General features: G+C 67.1%; 15 protein-coding genes. 5 read left to right on the top strand and 10 right to left on the bottom strand.

From position 1 onward, the window contains the following. The 4 genes from A5652_RS23585 to A5652_RS23600 all read right to left on the bottom strand — a co-directional run. The coding region (locus A5652_RS23585; RefSeq protein WP_156745511.1) for an ABC transporter ATP-binding protein at positions 1-864 on the bottom strand (864 nt) is incomplete at its 3' end. 73 nt (positions 865-937) lie between these two features. Continuing rightward, complete coding sequence (locus A5652_RS23590; protein WP_067357627.1) at positions 938-1,801, bottom strand: ABC transporter permease; 864 nt, start codon at positions 1,799-1,801, stop codon at positions 938-940. Then, on the bottom strand, positions 1,794-2,720 hold the full coding sequence (locus A5652_RS23595; protein WP_067357631.1) for an ABC transporter permease: 927 nt from the start codon (positions 2,718-2,720) through the stop codon (positions 1,794-1,796). The genes A5652_RS23590 and A5652_RS23595 overlap by 8 nt, the downstream gene beginning before the upstream one ends. A 3-nt stretch (positions 2,721-2,723) precedes the next feature. Then, positions 2,724-4,352 carry an ABC transporter substrate-binding protein gene (locus A5652_RS23600; RefSeq protein WP_067357634.1) on the bottom strand — a complete coding sequence of 543 codons (1,629 nt, stop codon included), beginning with the start codon at positions 4,350-4,352 and terminating at the stop codon, positions 2,724-2,726. A 274-nt stretch (positions 4,353-4,626) separates the two neighbouring features. Between A5652_RS23600 and acs the strand changes: the two genes are divergently transcribed. After that, positions 4,627-6,576, top strand: a complete 1,950-nt coding sequence (gene acs / locus A5652_RS23605; protein WP_067357638.1) for an acetate--CoA ligase — start codon at positions 4,627-4,629, stop codon at positions 6,574-6,576. 11 nt (positions 6,577-6,587) lie between these two features. Here the strand turns inward: acs and A5652_RS23610 are convergent, their stop codons facing one another. Continuing rightward, positions 6,588-7,286 carry a serine protease gene (locus A5652_RS23610; protein ID WP_369805863.1) on the bottom strand — a complete coding sequence of 233 codons (699 nt, stop codon included), beginning with the start codon at positions 7,284-7,286 and terminating at the stop codon, positions 6,588-6,590. 262 nt (positions 7,287-7,548) lie between these two features. Between A5652_RS23610 and A5652_RS23615 the strand changes: the two genes are divergently transcribed. Together A5652_RS23615 and A5652_RS23620 are read left to right on the top strand one after the other, a co-directional pair. Further along, the gene (locus A5652_RS23615; RefSeq protein ID WP_067357644.1) at positions 7,549-8,091 is read left to right on the top strand and encodes a phage holin family protein; all 543 of its coding nucleotides are present in this window, start codon (positions 7,549-7,551) and stop codon (positions 8,089-8,091) included. Beyond that, positions 8,092-9,051, top strand: coding sequence for an alpha/beta fold hydrolase (locus A5652_RS23620; RefSeq protein WP_067357648.1), 960 nt, complete (start codon positions 8,092-8,094; stop codon positions 9,049-9,051). 10 nt (positions 9,052-9,061) lie between these two features. On the opposite strand, the gene marP is transcribed toward A5652_RS23620, so the two are convergent. Genes marP through nth form a run of 4 tightly spaced genes read right to left on the bottom strand, consistent with a single transcriptional unit; the run spans position 9,062 to position 12,474 of the window. Beyond that, positions 9,062-10,255, bottom strand: coding sequence for an acid resistance serine protease MarP (gene marP / locus A5652_RS23625; RefSeq protein ID WP_156745514.1), 1,194 nt, complete (start codon positions 10,253-10,255; stop codon positions 9,062-9,064). A gap of 5 nt (positions 10,256-10,260) precedes the next feature. Continuing rightward, a complete protein-coding gene (locus A5652_RS23630) occupies positions 10,261-11,076 on the bottom strand; it encodes a CoA pyrophosphatase (protein WP_067357656.1) in 816 nt (271 codons plus the stop codon). A gap of 29 nt (positions 11,077-11,105) precedes the next feature. After that, positions 11,106-11,762: a TlpA disulfide reductase family protein gene (locus tag A5652_RS23635; RefSeq protein ID WP_067357660.1), complete on the bottom strand. Its 657-nt coding sequence runs from the start codon at positions 11,760-11,762 to the stop codon at positions 11,106-11,108. Positions 11,763-11,793: 31 nt separating this feature from the next. After that, positions 11,794-12,474 carry an endonuclease III gene (nth, locus tag A5652_RS23640; RefSeq protein WP_067357663.1) on the bottom strand — a complete coding sequence of 227 codons (681 nt, stop codon included), beginning with the start codon at positions 12,472-12,474 and terminating at the stop codon, positions 11,794-11,796. A 189-nt stretch (positions 12,475-12,663) separates the two neighbouring features. On the opposite strand from nth, the gene A5652_RS23645 reads away from it, so the two are divergent. Beyond that, on the top strand, positions 12,664-13,044 hold the full coding sequence (locus A5652_RS23645; protein WP_067357666.1) for a hypothetical protein: 381 nt from the start codon (positions 12,664-12,666) through the stop codon (positions 13,042-13,044). A 105-nt stretch (positions 13,045-13,149) separates the two neighbouring features. Then, positions 13,150-13,824, top strand: coding sequence for a cAMP-activated global transcriptional regulator CRP (crp, locus tag A5652_RS23650; RefSeq protein WP_007772229.1), 675 nt, complete (start codon positions 13,150-13,152; stop codon positions 13,822-13,824). A gap of 161 nt (positions 13,825-13,985) precedes the next feature. Here the strand turns inward: crp and A5652_RS23655 are convergent, their stop codons facing one another. After that, positions 13,986-14,789, bottom strand: coding sequence for an MBL fold metallo-hydrolase (locus tag A5652_RS23655; RefSeq protein WP_067357669.1), 804 nt, complete (start codon positions 14,787-14,789; stop codon positions 13,986-13,988). Positions 14,790-14,812: the final 23 nt, after the last annotated feature.

Consider the following 14,812-nt stretch of genomic DNA (forward strand, 5'->3'; position numbering starts at 1 on the left):
GCCGTGCGAATCCCGGTAGACCTTGGTGAGATCGGAGGCGACGAGGATGTCGTCGGTCCGGGCGGCCACCGGCCGGCTAGGGCGTGCCAGTGACGGGGCTGCGGCCACCAGCCGCTGCGTGTACTCGTGCTGCGGCTCGCGCAGAATGGTCCGTGCGGCACCGGATTCCACCACGACGCCGCGGTGGACGACGACGACGCGCTCGGCCCGTTCGGCGGCCAGCGCCAGATCGTGAGTGATCAGCAGCAGCGCGGTGCCCAGCTCGTCGGTGAGGCGCGCAAGGTGGTCGAGCACTTGCCGTTGCACCGTGACGTCCAGGGCCGACGTCGGTTCGTCGGCGATCAGCAGTTGCGGGCGGCCCGCCAGCCCGATGGCGATCAGTGCGCGCTGGCACATGCCGCCCGACAATTGGTGCGGATACTTGTCGGCCTGCTTCGCAGCATCCGGCATGCCGGCCTGGGCGAGCAACTCCACCACCCGTCGCCGGTCACGGCGGCCATCGGTGTTGGCCCGCAACGCTTCTGAGATCTGAAAGCCGACCTTCCAGACGGGGTTGAGGTTGGTCATCGGGTCTTGAGGCACATACCCGATGCGACGCCCTCGGATCGACCGCAGCAGCCGCCGATCGGCGGAAGTGATGTCCACGCCGTCAAAACTGATGCGGCCGGCCGTGATTCGACCCCCCGGGGGGAGCAGCCCCAGGATCGCGGCGGCCGTGGTGGATTTCCCGGATCCCGACTCGCCGACCACGGCGACGGTCTGCCCGGGCAGGATGCTCAGGTCTATCCCGGCCACCGCGGGGGCGTGCTCGGCGAACCTGACCTCCAGGCCCTCAACCGTCAACAGCGGCTCACGCGCAGTCATGCGGCGCCACTCTCCCCCGCAAGCGGGCGGTGCCCCCACCTCATCGCTGCGCTCTGCATCGTCGCCGGCGCAGTCATGCGCGCCTCGCCCGCGAGGCCGGATCCAGGGCGTCGCGCAGGGCGTCGCCCATCATCATGAACGCCAGCACCGTCGTCGCCAATGCGCCGGCGGGATAGAACAAGATGGGCGAACCGGCCCGCAGCCGCGTCTGAGCGAGGTTGATGTCACCACCCCAGGACACGACCGAGGTGGGCAAGCCGACGCCGAGGTAGGACAGTGTGGCCTCGGTGACGATGAAGGCCCCGAGCGCGATCGTCGACATCGCGATCACCGGCCCCACCGCGTTGGGCAGCGCGTGACGCAGCAGCGTCTGAAACCTGCTCAGCCCCAACGCTTTGGCCGCGAGCACATAATCACTGCTGCGCACCTCCAGCACTGCGCCACGAGCGATCCTGGCTATCTGCGGCCAACCGAACAAGGCCAGGATGGCGATCACCGTCCACACCGTGCGGTGGTGCAGAACCTGCATGAGGACGATCGCGGCCAGCAGCAGCGGCAGCCCGAAGAAGATGTCGGTGACGCGGGAGACGACGGCGTCCAGCCAGCCTCCGTAGAAGCCGGCCAAGGCGCCCAGCGCGCCGCCGATGACGAACACCAGCAGGGTAGCGCCCAACCCGACGGTCACCGACGCCCGCGCCCCATAGATGGTGCGCGTGTAGATGTCGTGGCCCTGCAGGTCGGTGCCGAACCAGTGCGCCGCCGAAGGGCTGCGCAGGCTTTGGCTCGGATCTGCATAGCTGGGGTCGGCGTGGGTGAACAACGAGGGATACAGCGCGACAACAAGAATGAGGAGGATCAGCACGGCGGCGACGACGAACTTCGGACGGCGGTGCAGCTTGCGCCAGGTCTCGGCCCAAAAGCCAGAATGCTCAGCCATAGCGGATCCTCGGGTCCAGCGCCGCGTAGAGCAGATCGACCATCAGGTTGGTCACCAGATAGATCAGGACCAGAACCGTCACGATCGAGACCACGGTCGGCGCTTCCTGCCGGGTGACGGCCTGGTAGAGCACGCCGCCGACACCATGAATGTTGAAAATGCCCTCGGTCACAATGGCTCCGCCCATCAGCGCACCGAGATCGGCACCCAGGAAGGTCACGACCGGGATCAGCGAGTTGCGCAGGATGTGCACGGTCACAACACGTGGGCGCGACAATCCCTTGGCGGTGGCGGTGCGGACATAGTCGGTGTGCGTGTTGGCGGCCACGGCGGATCGGGTCAGCCGTACGACGTAGGCGAATGAGACAGAGCCCAAGACGGTTCCGGGAAGCAGCAAGCGCCCGAATGTCGCCCGCTCGCCCACGGTGACCGGCGCGATGCCCAGCTTTACCCCGAACAGGAACTGAGCCAGAAAGCCCAGCACGAAGATCGGGATCGCGATGATGATCAGCCCGGCGATCAGCACCGTGGCATCGAATAGTCCCCCTTGGCGCAGCCCGGAAATCACCCCGAACCCGATACCCAGCACCGCCTCCACGACCAAAGCGATCAACGCGAGCCGGAGCGTGACCGGAAACGCGTGTGCCAGAACGGCGCTCACCGGAAGCCCGGAATAGGCGCGGCCCAGGTCGCCGTGCACGACGCCGCCCAGGTAGCGCAGGTACTGCACGATGAACGGATCGTCGAGGTGGTAGCGCGCCCGAAGCGCGGCGGCCACCGCCGGAGTCAGCGGGCGATCCCCCGCGATGGCGGCCAGGGGATCGCCGGGCAGCAGGAAGACCATGCCATAGATCAGTAAGGTGGCGCCCAGGAAGACGGGCACCATCACGGCGATCCTGCGCGCGACATACCAGCCCATGTCTTAACCCTTGACCAGATTCTCGTAGTCAGGCAGCCCGTTCCAGGTGACCTTGACGGCGCCGATCTGGGTCGACCACCCGACCACGGCGATGTAGTACCACAGCGGCACGGCGGGCATGTCGTGCAACAGGATTCGTTGAGCGGCGTTGACCAGCACGTCGGCCTGCCGTAGGTCGGGAGCCGCCTCGGCCGCTGCCAGGCCGGCGTCGAACTCGTGGCTGGAATATCCGACGTCATTGGATCCCGCACCGGTGGCGTACAGCGGAGCGAGGAACTCGATCATCGACGGGTAGTCACCGATCCAGCCCGCCCGGAACGCGGTGTCGATCGTGCGGTTGGTGATCTGGGTGCGAAACCCCGCGAAGGTGGGCTGCGGCGCGCCGACAGCATCGATGCCCAGCACGTTCTTGATGCTGTTGGCCACCGCGTCCACCCACTCCTGATGCCCGCTGTCTGCGTTATAGGCGATGGCGTACCGCCCGGTCCACGGCGAGATCGCGTCGGCCTGGGCCCAGAGTCGGCGCGCCCGTTCGGGATTGAAGTCCAACCCGTCACTGCCCGGAATGTTCGGGTCGAATCCCGGCAACGAGCTGGCGGTGAAGTCGCGCGCCGGGCTGCGGGTGTTGTTGAAGATCTGCTGACATATCTGCGGGCGGTTGATCGACGCGGACAACGCGAGCCGGCGCAGTCGGCCCTCCTCGCCGCCGAAGTGCGGCAGCCGCAGCGGCGTGTCGAGCGATTGGCTGACGGCGACGGGTCCGCTCGCGGCGTTGCCGCCCAGGTCGCGTTTGTAGATCGTCAGCGCGCTGGACGGAATCGTGTCCAGCACATCGAGATTGCCCGAGAGTAGGTCGGCGTACGCGGTGTCCAGGTTTGCGTAGAACTCGAACCGCAGGCCCTTGTTGCGGGGTTTGCGGTTGCCTCGATAATCCAGGTTGGGCCGCAGGTCGATTCGGACGTTGTGTTCCCACGCGGGCCCGTCGGCGTCGTCGGCGAGTTTGTACGGGCCATTACCGATCGGGTGCTGTCCGAAAGCGCTCATGTCCCGAAAGGCGGCCTGTGGCAGGGGATAGAACGCGCTGTGCCCCAGTCGCAACTTGAAGTCGATGGTGGGCGCCTTCAGCCGGATGGTGAACTCCCGGTCGTTGGTCACCCGGAGGCCGGACATGGTGGTGGCCGTCGGCTTGCCGCCGGCGGTCAGCCCGGCGACGGCGTCGTAACCGTCGATAGGACTGAAAAAGCTCTGCTGCAGTTGGGCATTGGTGCTCAGTGCTCCGAAGTTCCAGGCGTCGACGAAGGAATGGGCCGTCACCGGCGAGCCGTCGGTGAACGTCCAACCGGGTTTGAGGATGATCCGATAGTTGACGTTGTCCGTGGTATCGACGGACTGGGCCACCTCCGGCGACGGATTGCCTGCGGCGTCGTAGGACATCAGCCCGGCGAACAGCCGATCGAGGATCCGGCCGCCCAGGCTGTCGTTGGTGCCGGTGGGGATCAGGGGGTTCGGCGGTTCCCCGCCGTTGACCACCACCAGATCCGGGCTGAGGACGCCGCCACCACATCCGGCCAGCGAGGCGACCGTCAGCATGGCGACGGCAGCGACTGCCGGCCAGCCCCGCATCCAACACATGACAGCGACCCTAGGGCCTGCGACAGCAGCGGCTGCGGAACCTGCCCGTGGTCAACGCCGACCGACGCCGCTCATACCGCGCTGATCGGGTGCACCGGCAGCGCACACGCGTCGATAGTGGCCGACACGGTCACCACGTTGGTGGTGTCGGGCGGATTGATGACCAAGTCCGTGCAGCCGCTCGCACAGCTACGCCTTACCCGGCTAGGCTCGCACTCGGCCAAAAGCGTGAGGCCACTGAAAACGGCGCAGTCTCGACACAGGAGAGAAGCCAGTGACCGCCACCGATGCCGCAGGCCCGTCGTCGTATCCGCCGCCGGCGCAGTTCGCCGAGCAGGCCAACGCCGGCGACGAGCTGTACCGCGAGGCCGAAGACGACTGGTTGGCGTTTTGGGCGAAGCAGGCCAATCGGCTGGCTTGGTCGGACCCGTTCACCGAGGTGCTCGACTGGTCCGAAGCTCCGTTCGCCAAGTGGTTCGCCGACGGCAAGCTCAACGTCGCCTACAACTGCGTCGACCGCCACGTGGAGGCCGGGCACGGGGATCGGGTCGCCATCCACTGGGAGGGTGAACCCGGCGACAGCCGCAGCCTGACCTATTCCGACCTGCAGGCCGAAGTTTGTAAAGCCGCCAACGCGCTGACCGACCTCGGCCTGGTCGCCGGGGACCGGGCCGCGATCTACATGCCATTGATCCCCGAAGCGGTGATCGCGATGCTGGCCTGCGCGCGCCTCGGCGTCATGCACAGCGTGGTGTTCGCCGGTTTCACCGCCAAGGCGTTGCGTGCCCGCATCGCGGACGCCCAGGCCAAGCTGCTGATCACCACCGACGGGCAGTTCCGGCGCGGCAAGCCGGCACCGCTCAAGGACGCGGCCGACGAGGCCGTCTCGGATGCGGACAGCCCGGTCGAGCACGTACTTGTGGTGCGGCGCACGGGAATTGACGTGTCCTGGACCGACAACCGTGACCTGTGGTGGCACGAGGTCGTCGACGCGGCGTCGGCCGAACACACTCCGGAACCCTTCGCTGCCGAGCAGCCCCTGTTCCTGCTGTACACCTCGGGAACCACTGGCAAGCCCAAGGGCATCGTCCACACCAGCGGCGGCTACCTGACCCACGCCTCCTACACGCACTACTACGTCTTCGACATCAAGCCCGAAAGCGATGTCTTCTGGTGCACCGCCGACATCGGCTGGGTCACCGGACACACCTACGGCGTCTACGGTCCGCTGTCCAACGGGGTCACCGAGGTTCTTTACGAGGGCACGCCCGACTCGCCCACCCAGCACCGGCACTTCGAGATCATCGAAAAGTTCGGCGTGACAATCTATTACACGGCGCCCACGCTGATCCGCACGTTCATGAAGTGGGGACGCGAGGTTCCCGATGCGCACGACCTGTCCAGCCTGCGGCTACTGGGTACGGTCGGTGAACCGATCAACCCCGAAGCGTGGCGCTGGTACCGCAAGGTGGTCGGCGCCGAGCGCCTTCCGATCGTTGACACCTGGTGGCAGACCGAAACGGGTGCCACGATGATCTCCCCGCTGCCCGGAGTCGCTGCGGCCAAACCCGGTTCGGCGATGAGGCCGCTGCCGGGCATCTCGGCCAAGATCGTCGATGACCACGGCGATGAATTGACGCCGGTCGTCCACAAGGGCGAGCACATCACCGGCTACCTGGTCTTGGACCGGCCGTGGCCGTCCATGCTGCGCGGCATCTGGGGCGACCCGGAACGATACGTCGAGACCTACTGGTCCAGGTTCGCCGAGCAGGGCTGGTATTTCGCCGGCGACAGCGCCTATTACGACCGCGACGGCGCCATCTGGGTGGTGGGCCGCATCGACGACGTGATGAACGTGTCGGGGCATCGGCTGTCCACCGCCGAGGTGGAGTCGGCGCTGGTCGGTCACGCTTCGGTGGCCGAGGCGGCGGTGGTCGGGGCGACTGACGAGACCACCGGCCAGGCGATCTGCGCGTTCGTCGTCCTGCGTGGCGATTCCGAAGTGCACGACGGGATCGTCGACGAATTGCGCGTCGAGGTGGCCCGGGAGATCTCACCCATTGCCCGCCCGCGCGAGGTTCATGTGGTGCCCGAGCTACCCAAGACCCGCAGCGGCAAGATCATGCGCAGACTGTTGCGCGACATCGCGGAAAACCGCGAATTGGGTGACACCTCTACGCTGTTGGATCCCGACGTGTTCGACGCGATCAGGGCCGCGAAGTAGCCGCTGTCCGCTCAGCCCGGCAGTGGGCTGAACCCCGCGCCGGGCCGATGTTTGGCGTTGATGTCGCCCAGGATCGCGTTGAATGACTGGACCACGGCCGGCGTGTGCAGCGGGATGTATTTGATGATGCAGGTCGGCAGGTTGTCGCTGAACGCTCCGTGGATCATCCCGACCAACAGATTGTTGACGGTGACCGGCGCGCCGGAGTCGCCCGGTTGACCGCAGACCTGCATGACGATGGTGCCCGGCGCCTGACCCATGCCCCAGGTGACGCCGCACGAATTACCGGTCGTGCGGCCCTGTTTGCAAGCGATCTCGCCGAAGGCGGGGTCCGGGCCGATGCCAGTGATCAAGAAGCCGTTGAAGTTGGCCACCGGCGTCACTTTGGCCGGATCGAACTTGATCACCGCGTAGTCGAGGTTGTCGTTGCCCGCCACCATGGTGCCTAATACGCCCGCGTTCTCCGCGCCCTCGGCGGTGACCTGGGCGCCCGGGCCGCCGCAATGGGCGGAGGTGAAGCCGATCAGCTCGCCGGCGGCATCGCCGCCGATGGTGGTGAGGGTGCACATGGTGTCGCCGTTGACGACGATGCCCGCCCCACCGCCCATCGGGATGCGGACGTCGGCGGCAGCGGCGCGGGCACACGAAACCGTGGCGGCCACGAGCAGGGCAACCATTGCCATAAGGAAGCATCGGTGCGTCCTCCGCACAGCCCCACTCCTATCGGTAGGCCGGACATCGCGACCGGCTTGGCCGAGTGTAATCGGCCGGGATGTGATGTTCGCTCAGGAGAAAGCTCGCCGGTCCCGCCCCGCCGCCGAGCGGCTTCTGGCCGAACCGAACCGGCCGCCGGGCGCTCAAACCCGCGGGGTTGTGCCCGGCTGGCCTCGTCTGGCTTCTCCTGTCCAGGCGCCGCATGGCAACATAAACCGCGACGCCAGCGAGCCGGGCGATGACGAAAGAGGACCGTCTGTGAGCAAAGCCGATGACAAGAACGGTGTGCCCAGCACCCTGACCACGATTCCGTTGACGGACCCGCATGCCAAACCCGCCGACCCGTCGATCGGTGATCTGATCAAGGACGCGACCACCCAGGTCTCCACGCTGGTGCGCGCCGAAGTCGAACTGGCCCGCGCCGAAATTACCCGAGACGTCAAAAAAGGTCTCACGGGAAGCGTCTTCTTCATCGCGGCGCTGGTGGTGCTGTTCTACTCCACCTTCTTTCTCTTCTTCTTCGTCGCCGAGCTGCTCGACACCTGGCTGTGGCGCTGGGCTTCATACCTGATCGTGTTCGGAATCATGGTGTTTGTCGGCGCCGTGCTGGCACTGCTGGGCTTCCTCAAGGTGCGCCGGATCCGCGGGCCGCGTCAGACCATCGAGTCGGTCAAGGAGACGCGCACCGCGCTCACGCCGGGCCACGACAAAGCCTCCGGCGGGGCCAAGCAGCTCCCCGAGTCCGCCGGCAGGCACGCGAAGCCCGGAAGCGGCGCTGCCGGCGATCCATCGGGTTGGTAGATGGCACCGCCGGATCCGTCGGTAACGCGCATCGATGGGCCGTGGCGACACCTCGATGTGCACGCCAACGGCATCCGCTTCCACGTAGTCGAGGCTCTTAACGACGCCGACGGCCCGCCCGCAACGGCGCGCCCGCTGGTGATGCTGCTGCACGGTTTCGGGTCGTTCTGGTGGTCCTGGCGTCATCAGCTACGCGGGCTGCGCGGCGCGCGGGTGGTCGCCGTCGACCTGCGCGGCTATGGCGGCAGCGATAAGCCGCCGCGCGGCTACGACGGCTGGACGATGGCCGGAGACGCCGCCGGACTCATTCGGGCGCTGGGGCACTCCGCGGCGACCTTGGTGGGCCACGCCGACGGCGGGCTGGGTTGTTGGGCCACCGCCTTGTTGCATCCGCGGCTGGTCTCGGCGATCGCGCTGATCAGTTCTCCGCATCCGGCGGCGTTGCGGCGATCCACGTTGACGCGACGCGACCAGGGTTATGCGCTGTTGCCGACGCTGCTGCAATACCAGATACCGTTGTGGCCCGAGCGGCTGTTGACCCGGGACAATGGCGCCGAGATCGAGCGCCTGGTCCGGAGTCGCAGCTGCGGCAAATGGCTTGCCTCCGAAGACTTCTCCGAGACCATCGGCCATCTGCGGACGGCGATCCAAATCCCGGCGGCCGCGCACAGCGCCCTGGAATACCAGCGCTGGGCCGTGCGCAGCCAGCTGCGCGATGAAGGCCGGCGTTTCATGAGGTCGATGAGCCGCCAGCTCAGCGTGCCGCTGTTACACCTGCGCGGCGAGGCGGATCCCTACGTGCTGGCCGACCCGGTCGATCGAACGCGACGCTACGCGCCGCAGGGCCGCTACGTATCCATTGCCGGCGCAGGGCATTTCAGCCATGAAGAGGCGCCCGAGGAAATCAACAGACACCTGACGAGGTTCCTGAATCAAGCGAACCCGACCCGGGCACTATAGGCGCGGGGGCTCAGCCGACGCAGGAACCGGTGCCCACCAGTTGGGTATCACCGATCTTGGCTAGCTGACTGGCCACCTCGTCGGCGGTCAACACGAACCCGGTGTCGGGGTCGTCGACCGCCGCACCGAACACAACGCCAAGCACGTGACCGTCGAGATCGATCAATGGTCCACCCGAATTGCCTTGTTCCACACTGGCTCTGATCGTATAGACGTCACGGGTGACCGGTGCGGGATCACGGTAGATGTCGGGTCCGCTCAACTTGATCAGCTCGCGGATCCTGGCCGGGGTCGCGGTGAAGTTCCCGCCACCGGGATAACCCAGAACCACAACGCTGGCACCGGTTTTCGCGTCACCCTGGGCGAAGGCCAGTGGGCGCGGCGGCAGGTTGGGGACGGCAAGAATCGCGATGTCGACCGCCGGATCGTAGGACACCACGGTGGCGTCGAGGGGATTGCCGCTGGCGTAGATCTGAACACTGTTCGAGCCGGCCACCACGTGCGCGTTGGTCATCACCCGCTCGGGTGCGATCACGAATCCGCTGCCCTCCAACACTTTCTGGCAGCTGGGGGCCAGGCTGCGGACCTTGACCACGCTGGGGGCGGTGGCCTGCACCACCGGGTTGCCGGCCAGCTCGGGATCGGGGGATGCGACGGGAGCGACCGGGGTGCGGCTGAACGGCTCTAGCACCGCGGGCAGACCGGAGGTATTCAGCAGCGCGGACAGCCGCTTGGGCACGGTCTTGAGCCAGGGCGGCGCTACGTCGTTGACGTGAGCCAGCACTCGCGAACCGCGGACCGCGGCGGCCAGTTCCGGCTGGTCCTTTGACTGGGTCAGCGGCGTCGCCAACAACCACGCTGCGGTCAGCACCACGACGAGCTGGACCGCCACCCCGATGACCGAGTCGACCGTTCGGATGGAACGGCTGCGGATCGCGCCGCGCACGGCCCGTCCGAGCACCACGCCGGCGACCTCGCCGATGACGACGAGCGCGAGGATCAGGAACAATGCGGCAAACAATTTCGCGCGCGGCGCGGCGATGTGGCTGACCAAGTGGGGCGCCAGCAGTACGCCCGCGATAGCGCCGAGTAAGACCCCGACGAACGACAGCAGGGAGCCCAACGCGCCCGACCGCCAGCCGGAGATCGCCGCGATGAAAGCGACCGCGAGGACGGCGACGTCCAGCCACTGCGACGGAGTCATGGAATTCATCGAGACCCGCCCCCCTCGCCGACAAGCGCCATCGCCGCGTCCAACTCCCGTTCGTCGGTGGTGTCCCATGGTTGGGCCCAGCCGGCGACATCGAGCAGCGCGGAGATCACCTGGCCAGTGAATCCCCAGACCAGCATCTCGTTGAGCAGAAACGCCGGGCCGGCCCACCGGCGGCCAAGGTCGCCGCGGTACACCATCAGCCGGTTGTCCGGATTGATGAAGGCGCGCAACGGAACTCGCGCAACGATCGCCGTTTCGGCCTCATTGACGACGGCAACGGGGCCGGGATCCGGGGAGTAGGCCAGCACCGGGACCACATGAAACTGCGACGGCGCGATGAACATCTTTTCCATCGTGGCCAAGGGATACAGCCGGCTGACGTCGATGCCGGTTTCCTCGCGGGCCTCGCGTAGGGCGGTGTCCACCGGACCTTGATCGGTGGGATCGGCGGCACCGCCGGGGAATGCCGCCTGGCCGGCGTGGTGGCGCAGAGTCGATGCCCGCACGGTGACCAGTAGGTCGGCGTCGTCGGGGTAGCCGCCGTCGGGCGGGCCGGATTCCGGACCGGAGAACAACACTAGGACGGCGGCTTCGCGGCTGGCGCCGCGCAGAGTCGCCACCGCCGACACGGCCTTACTCGTGATCATCGCCAGCACGTCGGCCGGCAGGCGGCGCCGCGCCGCATCGGGTATGTCATCGACTTTGTCGACGAGCGGACGCAGCCACGACGGGCAGGCGTCAGGCGTCAGCGGAACGGTCCCGCGCGCGGGAGCGGGGTCCCCATTCCGCAGGGGCGAACCCCCAGCACTCACGGCCCCTCCAGTCGGTTCAATTTTTCCGCTCATCCGCTGTCGTTGCCGATCGCGGCCGCGATCTCATCGGCAGTGTTGAATGCTCGTGGCAGCGTTTGGGCAACGCTACCGTCCGGCCGAAGGACCACGGTCGCGGGCATCACATTTACCACCCGCAGCGCGGCCGCGACCCGGCGACGACCGTCCTGCAGCGTCGGCAGGCGCACACCGAGCTCGGCCAGCCGCAGCAGCGCCGCCGTCTCGTTCTCGTCTTGATGCACCGTCACCACCATCACGTCCGAACCGGCCCGACGTTGATACTCGGCCATCGCGGGCAGTTCGGCAGCGCACGGCGCGCACCAATAGGCCCACAGGTTAAGGACCACCCGGCGCCCGGCCAGCGCGCGGGCGACATCGACCAGGGATCCGTCGGCGGCGCAATCGACCGCCACACCGCGCAGCGCCTCGGGGCCGTCGCCGGTTCCGGCGGCGGGGCACGGCGGCAGGTCGGCGCGCTGCCGCGGGCCCGACAACGCGGCGGGCGTATCGGCGTCGCGGTGTTCCCGGTCGGCCACCGTGCGATCATCCCCGGGCATCGGCGCCGAGGCGGAATCGTCGCGCAGCTGGGCGACCAGCGCCGCGATCAGCGCCGCAACCACCGCCAGAATCGCGATGTGCCAACGAGCCCTGCGGGTCAGCGTCGGCATTGCGTTCCCTGTGCGCGTGGTTCGGGCCGGCTTACAGCCCGGCTAGTGCGAGCAGGTGCTCGGTTTCCGGACCCTTCACCAACGGCGCGGCCAGCGCCGGCTCGGTGGGACCGAGGCCGAAAGACGGGCAGTCCTTGGCGATCAGGCATACCCCACACGCCGGCTTACGCGCATGGCACACCCGGCGGCCGTGGAAGATCACCCGGTGGCTCAACATGGTCCACTCACCGCGTTCGATGAGCTCACCGACGGAGTGCTCGATTTTGACCGGATCCGTCTCCGCGGTCCAGCGCCACCTGTGCACCAGCCGCGCGAAATGGGTGTCGACCGTGATACCGGGGATCCCGAAGGCGTTTCCCAGGATGACGTTGGCCGTCTTACGCCCGACACCGGGCAGGGTGACCAGTTCGGCCATGGTCGACGGCACCTCGCCCTCGAACCGTTCGACCAGGGCCTGCCCCAGGCCGATCAGCGAGGAGGCCTTGTTGCGAAAAAAGCCGGTGGGACGGATCAGGTTCTCCAGCTCGGCGCGGTCCGCTTGCGCGTAATCCAGCGCCGACGGATACCGCTTGAACAGCGCCGGCGTCGTCAAATTGACCCGCTTGTCGGTGCTCTGCGCCGAAAGGATGGTGGCGACGGTCAATTCCAGCGGCGTCGTGAAATCGAGCTCGCAGTGAGCATCCGGAAATGCTTGTGCCAGAGCACGATTCATGCGTCTCGACCGTCGCACCAAGCCGACCCGGGATTCCTGCGACCAGCGTCGGGAATCGCCGCCACCGGGCGGGACCGGAGTGGATTTCGAACGCCCCGACGATTTTGCCGCTGTCACCTACGACAGAGTACTGATTTCGTGATCTGGCTGAGACCCCGTGTTGATTCAAGGCGATGTTTACTCTTCGGTGTGTCGTGGTTGCTGGTGGCCGGTGTTCCGGCGCTGCTGATGCTGGCGGCGCTGGGTCTTGGGCGGCTCGAGTCCGAGCTCGCCCCTCGTGCCCGCGCGGTGGCCGGCGTCGACGAGGTCTTTGAGCGTGCCGACGGTGTCGACATGCACACGCTGGCCGCCGAAGGCATGCCGGAGGCGCTGGAATACCTACACCGCCGAGAGCATGCGCAGCTACCTGGGAGCCGGCCGAACGGGCGCGGCGGCGGACCACGCCACGCCGCGCCGTCGTTTGCGGTCAGCTTCGTCGACCGCGATGAAATGACGCTGCCGACCCGCATACACGGCCATTCGCACGTCAATCCGCAGTTTAGGGCACCTCGACACGCCAATCCTGTGTAGCGTTGGCACGTTGGACACATTGGCGTACCTCTAGACTCGTCACGCGAGCAAGGGGTTAGCCTGCCCGTAGCAACACTAATTTTCTGGGAAAGTTGAAGAGGCAACGTGGACGAGATCCTGGCAAGGGCAGGAATCTTCCAAGGGGTTGAACCCGGCGCAGTCACAGCGCTGACCAAGCAGCTGCAACCCGTCGACTTCCCCCGTGGACACACGGTCTTCGCCGAGGGGGAACCCGGCGACCGGCTGTACATCATCGTCGCGGGGAAGGTGAAGATCGGTCGCCGTTCGCCCGATGGACGCGAGAACCTGCTGACGATCATGGGCCCTTCGGACATGTTCGGCGAATTGTCGATCTTCGACCCGGGGCCGCGGACGTCCAGCGCCACCACCATCACCGAGGTGCGCGCGGTATCGATGGACCGCGACGCGCTGCGCGCGTGGATCGCCGATCGTCCCGAGATCGCCGAGCAGTTGTTGCGGGTGTTGGCCCGACGCCTGCGCCGCACCAACAACAACTTGGCCGACCTCATCTTCACCGACGTGCCCGGCCGGGTGGCCAAGCAGCTGCTGCAGCTCGCGCAGCGGTTCGGCACCCAAGAGGGCGGCGCCATGCGGGTCACCCACGACCTCACGCAGGAAGAGATCGCCCAGCTGGTCGGGGCATCGCGGGAGACGGTGAATAAGGCGCTGGCCGACTTCGCCCACCGCGGCTGGATCCGTCTGGAGGGTAAGAGCGTGCTGATCTCGGACTCCGAGCGACTGGCCCGCCGAGCGAGGTAAGCGCGGGCGCGACGTCATCACCCCGCCACTCCAGTCACATCGGCGCCGCCGCGGCACCCTAAGGCATTTCACAACGTGCTAGCGCCGGCGCTATCGCATTTCGAAAACACCATGTGCTTCCGGAGCCGGGGCCCCTCGGATAGACCCCCGCGCGAGCTCTGTTAAGCCGACGGCTCCGAGCGCAGGTGATTCAGCTGCACCTGCACCGACCATTCGGCGGCATCCCACAGTTTCTCGTCGACATCGACGTAGACGTGTTCAACTATCCGGCGCGCGCTGGCGTCCTCCCCCAACTCCCGCAAAGCCGAACGCACCTGGTCCAGACGCTCCCGCCGGTGCTCGAGATAACCTTGCGCGACGCTTTCCAGATCGGTCAGATCCGGGCCGTGTCCGGGCAGCACCGTTCGTCGGCCCAGGCCACGCAACCGCCGCAGCGATTCCAGGTAGTCCGTCAGGCTGCCGTCCTCCTTGTCGAGGACGGCAGTGCCGCGGCCCAGGACGGTGTCGGCGGTCAACACGGCATCGTCGAGCAGGAAGGACAGTGAATCCGCGGTGTGACCCGGGGTCGCCATGACCTTGATCTTGAGGCCGGCGGCATCGATCACCTCGCCGTCGGTCAGCTCCCCGCCGAGGCCGCGCAGAAAACCACTGCCCGCCGAGCGCACGGTCGCCCCGGTCCGCTCGACCAGCTTGTCGATGCCGTCGGTGTGATCGCTGTGCCGGTGGCTGATCAGGACGAGGGCGATACGGCCAAGCGCGGCAACCCGTGCGATGTGGTCGTCATCATCGGGTCCGGGGTCCACTATGACCAGCTCATCGCTGCGCGCGCCGCGTAGCACCCAGGTGTTGGTGCCCTCCAGCGTCAGTAGTCCGGGGTTCTCGGCCAACAGCACCGACGCGGTCTCGGTGACCGCGCGCAGCTTGGCGTATGCGGGATGGGTCAGCGAATCGGCGGCGTGGGTCACGGACGTCAGCCGACCTCGACGAT

The organism is Mycobacterium sp. 1165178.9, from assembly GCF_001673555.1.
GTDB lineage: Bacteria > Actinomycetota > Actinomycetes > Mycobacteriales > Mycobacteriaceae > Mycobacterium.

Bases quoted from the DNA above. Each gene is read 5' to 3' on its own strand.
- A5652_RS23590 (WP_067357627.1), bottom strand. From the start codon at position 1,801: ATGGCTGAGCATTCTGGCTTTTGGGCCGAGACCTGGCGCAAGCTGCAC.
- A5652_RS23595 (WP_067357631.1), bottom strand. From the start codon at position 2,720: ATGGGCTGGTATGTCGCGCGCAGGATCGCCGTGATGGTGCCCGTCTTC.
- A5652_RS23600 (WP_067357634.1), bottom strand. From the start codon at position 4,352: ATGTGTTGGATGCGGGGCTGGCCGGCAGTCGCTGCCGTCGCCATGCTG.
- A5652_RS23620 (WP_067357648.1), top strand. From the start codon at position 8,092: ATGGCACCGCCGGATCCGTCGGTAACGCGCATCGATGGGCCGTGGCGA.
- marP (WP_156745514.1), bottom strand. From the start codon at position 10,255: ATGACTCCGTCGCAGTGGCTGGACGTCGCCGTCCTCGCGGTCGCTTTC.
- A5652_RS23635 (WP_067357660.1), bottom strand. From the start codon at position 11,762: ATGCCGACGCTGACCCGCAGGGCTCGTTGGCACATCGCGATTCTGGCG.
- nth (WP_067357663.1), bottom strand. From the start codon at position 12,474: ATGAATCGTGCTCTGGCACAAGCATTTCCGGATGCTCACTGCGAGCTC.